The organism is Lacticaseibacillus manihotivorans DSM 13343 = JCM 12514, assembly GCF_001435035.1.
In the GTDB taxonomy this organism is placed as follows: Bacteria; Bacillota; Bacilli; order Lactobacillales; family Lactobacillaceae; genus Lacticaseibacillus; species Lacticaseibacillus manihotivorans.
Window position 1 is genome coordinate 1 of the sequence record NZ_AZEU01000214.1, and the last position, 4,339, is coordinate 4,339.

Annotated in this window: 4 protein-coding genes and 1 pseudogene; 4 read left to right on the forward strand and 1 reads right to left on the reverse strand. The window is 46.9% G+C overall.

Annotation, left to right across the window (positions count from 1 at the left end; translation table 11 throughout):
- Positions 1–286 precede the first annotated feature (286 nt).
- Positions 287–514 (reverse strand): annotated as a pseudogene (locus tag FD01_RS15815) (transposase); the annotation flags it as partial.
- Positions 515–881: 367 nt separating this feature from the next.
- Here FD01_RS15815 and FD01_RS11405 point away from each other — a divergent pair.
- The 4 genes from FD01_RS11405 (at position 882) to FD01_RS11420 (ending at position 4,239) form a co-directional block, all read left to right on the forward strand.
- On the forward strand, positions 882–1,766 hold the full coding sequence (locus tag FD01_RS11405) for an ABC transporter ATP-binding protein (RefSeq protein WP_056964392.1): 885 nt from the start codon (positions 882–884) through the stop codon (positions 1,764–1,766).
- A 1-nt stretch (position 1,767) separates the two neighbouring features.
- A complete protein-coding gene (locus tag FD01_RS11410; protein ID WP_054719690.1) occupies positions 1,768–2,532 on the forward strand; it encodes an ABC transporter permease in 765 nt (254 codons plus the stop codon).
- 67 nt (positions 2,533–2,599) lie between these two features.
- Complete coding sequence (locus FD01_RS11415) at positions 2,600–3,628, forward strand: sensor histidine kinase (protein WP_005717502.1); 1,029 nt, start codon at positions 2,600–2,602, stop codon at positions 3,626–3,628.
- A gap of 2 nt (positions 3,629–3,630) precedes the next feature.
- Positions 3,631–4,239 carry a response regulator transcription factor gene (locus FD01_RS11420; protein ID WP_054719687.1) on the forward strand — a complete coding sequence of 203 codons (609 nt, stop codon included), beginning with the start codon at positions 3,631–3,633 and terminating at the stop codon, positions 4,237–4,239.
- Positions 4,240–4,339: the final 100 nt, after the last annotated feature.

Consider the following 4,339-nt stretch of genomic DNA (forward strand, 5'->3'; position numbering starts at 1 on the left):
CGCTGTACGCAAGTACTAGTTCGGGCACTGGTCACCTAGCACACATCTTCAACTGAACCCACTCAGTAGTCCAGGATGACCGGAGCAGGAATGGCGTCAGGGGTGACGTTTGTGTTGGCGATTTATCGCCTACACAGAGGCCGAGCTTTGAGACTCGCAAAGCTCGGCTCAAAGTCGTGCCCACCCCGTTCCACGCCAATTCCTGTGGAGGTCGTCCTGGCCGGCAGTCGAGCAAAAAAGAATAGTTCAATTAGTGGAACCGAGAAAGACTTGACACATACGTAGGCTCAGCTTTAGTTGACCAAATTTTGTAATAGTTGTAAACTGACCGCCATTCTGGGAAATCACCGGGGACTTGACGCCATTGGCAACCGGTTTTCAAGACATATAGGACCGCACAGAAGACCTCGTAGAGGTCATATTTTCGAGGCTTAGTTCGCTTACGAAAATTTTCTAAAGCTGGTCGAATTAATTCAAACTGTTGTCGAGTAATATTGCTGGGATAATTTTTCATAGCTTAAACTCACTTTTCACATAGAAGTATATCAAAAATCATAGATCTTGGACAGCTTCTAATTGACTTGCTAATAATAGATTACGCGAAGGCTATGATAATGTCGCTGCCATCTCCCTGATTCCCCTCTTTTAATCCGCGTCCATATTCCCTTCATTATACAAGAAGTGTGGTTCGCACAATAGAGATGCTGCTGCTCCTTTGATCTGACGCTTCCGATGATTCATCATCATAGCAACAAAAGGTCGTGTGCCTCTCCAGCGCAATAAAAATCGTCAGTCATGACATTTGTCACATCACATTCATGACAATCGCGACTACTGGCAATCATGGTGGCCGCGTAGTATCGATGTTGGAGGTGGATGACATGCACACAATTATTCGAACTGAACATCTGAAATTCAGCTATGGTAAAAAGCAAGTTTTAAACGATATTAACTTAACGGTAAACGCCGGTGAAATCATCGGTTTGATCGGCGTTAACGGCGCAGGTAAAACCACCCTGCTAAACATTTTATTAGGACTACTTAAAGGTGAAGGCGCGGTCAGCGTTTTTGAACAGCAGCCCGGATCGGCCATTAGCAAGGCACGGATCGGGTCGATGCTTCAAGGCGACATGGTTGTTCCCGGCATCACGATTGCAGACTTACTGAAGCTTGCTGCGGCTGAAGGCAATCATCCGCTTGCCACCAATAAATTGCTCAAGGACTTACGCCTAGAGCCTTTTAAAACACAGCGACTCGGCAGTCTTTCCGGTGGGCAATTGCGTCGGGTGACATTTGCCGTTGCCTTAATCAACCAACCGGACTTACTCTTCCTCGATGAACCTACTGTCGGGATGGACGCCAACTCGCGTAAAGCATTTTGGGACAACATCGAGCAATTGCGCCAAGAAGGTAAAACCATCGTGATTACCAGCCATTATCTCGAGGAAATCCAACAAATTGCGGACCGCCTGCTGATTCTGCAAAAAGGTCGCTTCACATTTGACGGCTCCCTCCAGCAACTGCAAAAACAGCATCTCGGTGCCACCATTACATTCGAAACTGACCTGCAACTGCCCATTTTCAACGGCTTGCCTGCAGTTGATCGCGTTGATCATCTCAAGCATAAACTCGTCATTCACAGCACAGATGGTGACCAGACCTTGCGCGCATTGACACCGCTGCTTGACCGCCTGCACCAAGTGAGTGTGAATCGTGAATCATTGGAAGATATTTTCCTACAGTTAACCCAACAGGAGGCCAACTAAAATGAAAACATTCCTTGCACAATTAGCTTTTGATAGCAAGCGATTAGTCGTCCGTAACGTATCATTCATTTTCTTTTCAATCATCATGCCCGCTGGATTTTATTTGCTTTTCACTAAAATCATGGTGAGTGGATCCGCCGCAGAAATCAAGCAATTCAATCTCACTTACATGGGCCAGATGATCGTCTACAGTGTTTTGATTGAGGCTTTCTTCAGCATTGCTTCTATCTTAAGGCGTGACCGTGAAAAAGGACTGACAACTTTTTTGCGGCTTTCTCCACATGGCACCTTACCTTATTACACGTCCATCACCTTTTGGATGTTGATGATGAGTCTGCTGTCAGTTGTGGTGCTAGGCGGGATTGCAGTTGGGGTTAATGGCGTTCGGCTCGAAATCACCCAATGGTTGGGGCTGATAGTTGTGGTCTTAATTGGCCAGCTGCCTTTGCTCATGATCGGAATTGCGTTGTCGCATATCCATCGAGAAGAAATGCTCAGTCTTGCCAGTAACTTGCTGACTTTCCCGATGGCCCTTGTCAGTGGCTTATGGTGGCCCATCAGCATGTTGCCAAGTTGGCTTCAAGCGATTGGCAAGCTGATGCCGACTTATTTCGTCAACAATCTCTTAAATGAACTGACGTCACGTGCTAAAGTAGACTTAACCAATTTGATTGGCATAGCTGTTTGGGTCTTACTTGCCGGCTTGGTCGTTGTGGCAATGACTCGAAACGAACAACGGAGAGGCGTGGCATTGGGTGAGGCATAGCTTTCGATTATGGTTAAGTAATCTGGAATGGACCAGTTATATATGGCTGCTTTATTTGCCATATATTATGAGCGAGTTCATCCCCACCAAGTCCAGTATTGACTGGCTGTGGATCGGCTTAGGGGTCCTTTTCCTGTTCGTTTATATTCTCGTTAATGAAATCGATCGGTGGCTGGCGGTGACGATTCCACTAGAACTCTTCATTGCCGGCTTGTTTTCGATCTTTGCCTTCAATAACTACATGATTATTTACCCTGGATGGCAGATTTCATTTATCTTGGCCCGGTACCCGCGAAAATATTTTCGCTGGTTTGCCACCGCATTTTACGTGATTATATTCATCGGACTCTGGCGTTATAATCAGTTTCATCCTGGCGTCATTGGTCTCGACAATGCGAATATTAGCGACCTTGTTTTTCCATTAGCCTCACCGCTGATTTCATACGCGGTTGCGCGCTCAGTTATCCGTCGCCGCCAGTTAAGTCAAACCAATCGGCGGCTGCAGGCGGTTGTTCGCCGCGGTGAGCGTGAACGCATCGCGCGTGACTTGCACGACACACTTGGCCAAAGCTTCTCGATGATCACGCTCAAAACCGAATTGGCAAAAAAGTTACTCATCAAAGCGCCGGAACGAGTGGCCCAAGAATTAGACGATATTGCTAAAACCAGCCGCGACAACCTACAATTGGTCCGCGCCATTGTCAACGACCTTCATCAGCAGTCCCTAAGCGAAATGATGTTGGAACAAGGTAAAAATCTTGCCGAAGCGGATGTAGTTTTACTGACAAACGGGGAAAATGAAGCCACTGAATGGCCGACAACCGTTCAAGCCCAATTGAGCGCCGTTATTTCCGAAGCCATTACCAATGTGATTCGCCATGCGCACGCTCACCAAGCCATCATTACCTTCGATCAAACCCCCACCGCTTATCTGGTTGAGGTTCAAGATGATGGCCATTCAAAAAGCTATGTTCGCGCTGGGTCAAATGGTATTAGCGGCATGCAACAACGCATGCAAGCGGTCAATGGCACTTTTTCCATTGTCCATAATCGCCAAGGCACACGGGTTTCACTTACTTTGCCAAAGGAGGCCTGATGATGATCACGTTATACCTTGCCGAAGATCAAAGCATGTTAAACTCGGCACTGTCGCAGTTACTTAACTTGGAAGATGATTTAACCGTCATCGGCAGTGCACAAGACGGCGCCACCGCTTGGCAAGCCATTCAATCGCAGCCGCCTGATGTCGCGATCCTCGACATTGAAATGCCGAAAATGACCGGCCTGGATGTTGCTGATCAAATTCACACGCACGCTTTACCTACCAAAGTCATTATCCTGACCACCTTCGCGCAAAAAGCGTATTTTCAACGCGCTATTGCTTCTCAAGTGAACGGTTATCTTTTGAAAGACAGCCCAAGTGATGACCTAATCGCCGTTATCCGGAAAGTGATGACGGGGCAAACAGTTTACGCACCGGAATTAGTTGCGAACATGGTCACGGCTGAAAGCAACCCCCTGACAGAGCGCGAATTGGCCGTTCTCGGGGAAGTCGCCAGTGGTTTGTCTTCCAAACAAATCGCAGCCTCGCTTTTTCTATCTGAAGGCACCGTGCGTAACTACTTGTCGGCCATCTTTAGTAAGCTAGGGGTGCATAATCGGATTGAGGCAATTGAGATGGCGAAACGGAATAAGTGGTTGGCATAAACTTTTTTAAGATCAAATAAATACTGCAAAGAAAAATTGCATCTTGCACTAGTCCCTGTCAAGTTGACAGATGAAATATTATAAAGTTAAATCTGTCTCT

Coding starts and splice junctions, on each gene's coding strand:
- FD01_RS11420 (WP_054719687.1), top strand. CDS start 3,631: ATGATCACGTTATACCTTGCCGAAGATCAAAGCATGTTAAACTCGGCA.
- FD01_RS11415 (WP_005717502.1), top strand. CDS start 2,600: ATGAGCGAGTTCATCCCCACCAAGTCCAGTATTGACTGGCTGTGGATC.
- FD01_RS11410 (WP_054719690.1), top strand. CDS start 1,768: ATGAAAACATTCCTTGCACAATTAGCTTTTGATAGCAAGCGATTAGTC.
- FD01_RS11405 (WP_056964392.1), top strand. CDS start 882: ATGCACACAATTATTCGAACTGAACATCTGAAATTCAGCTATGGTAAA.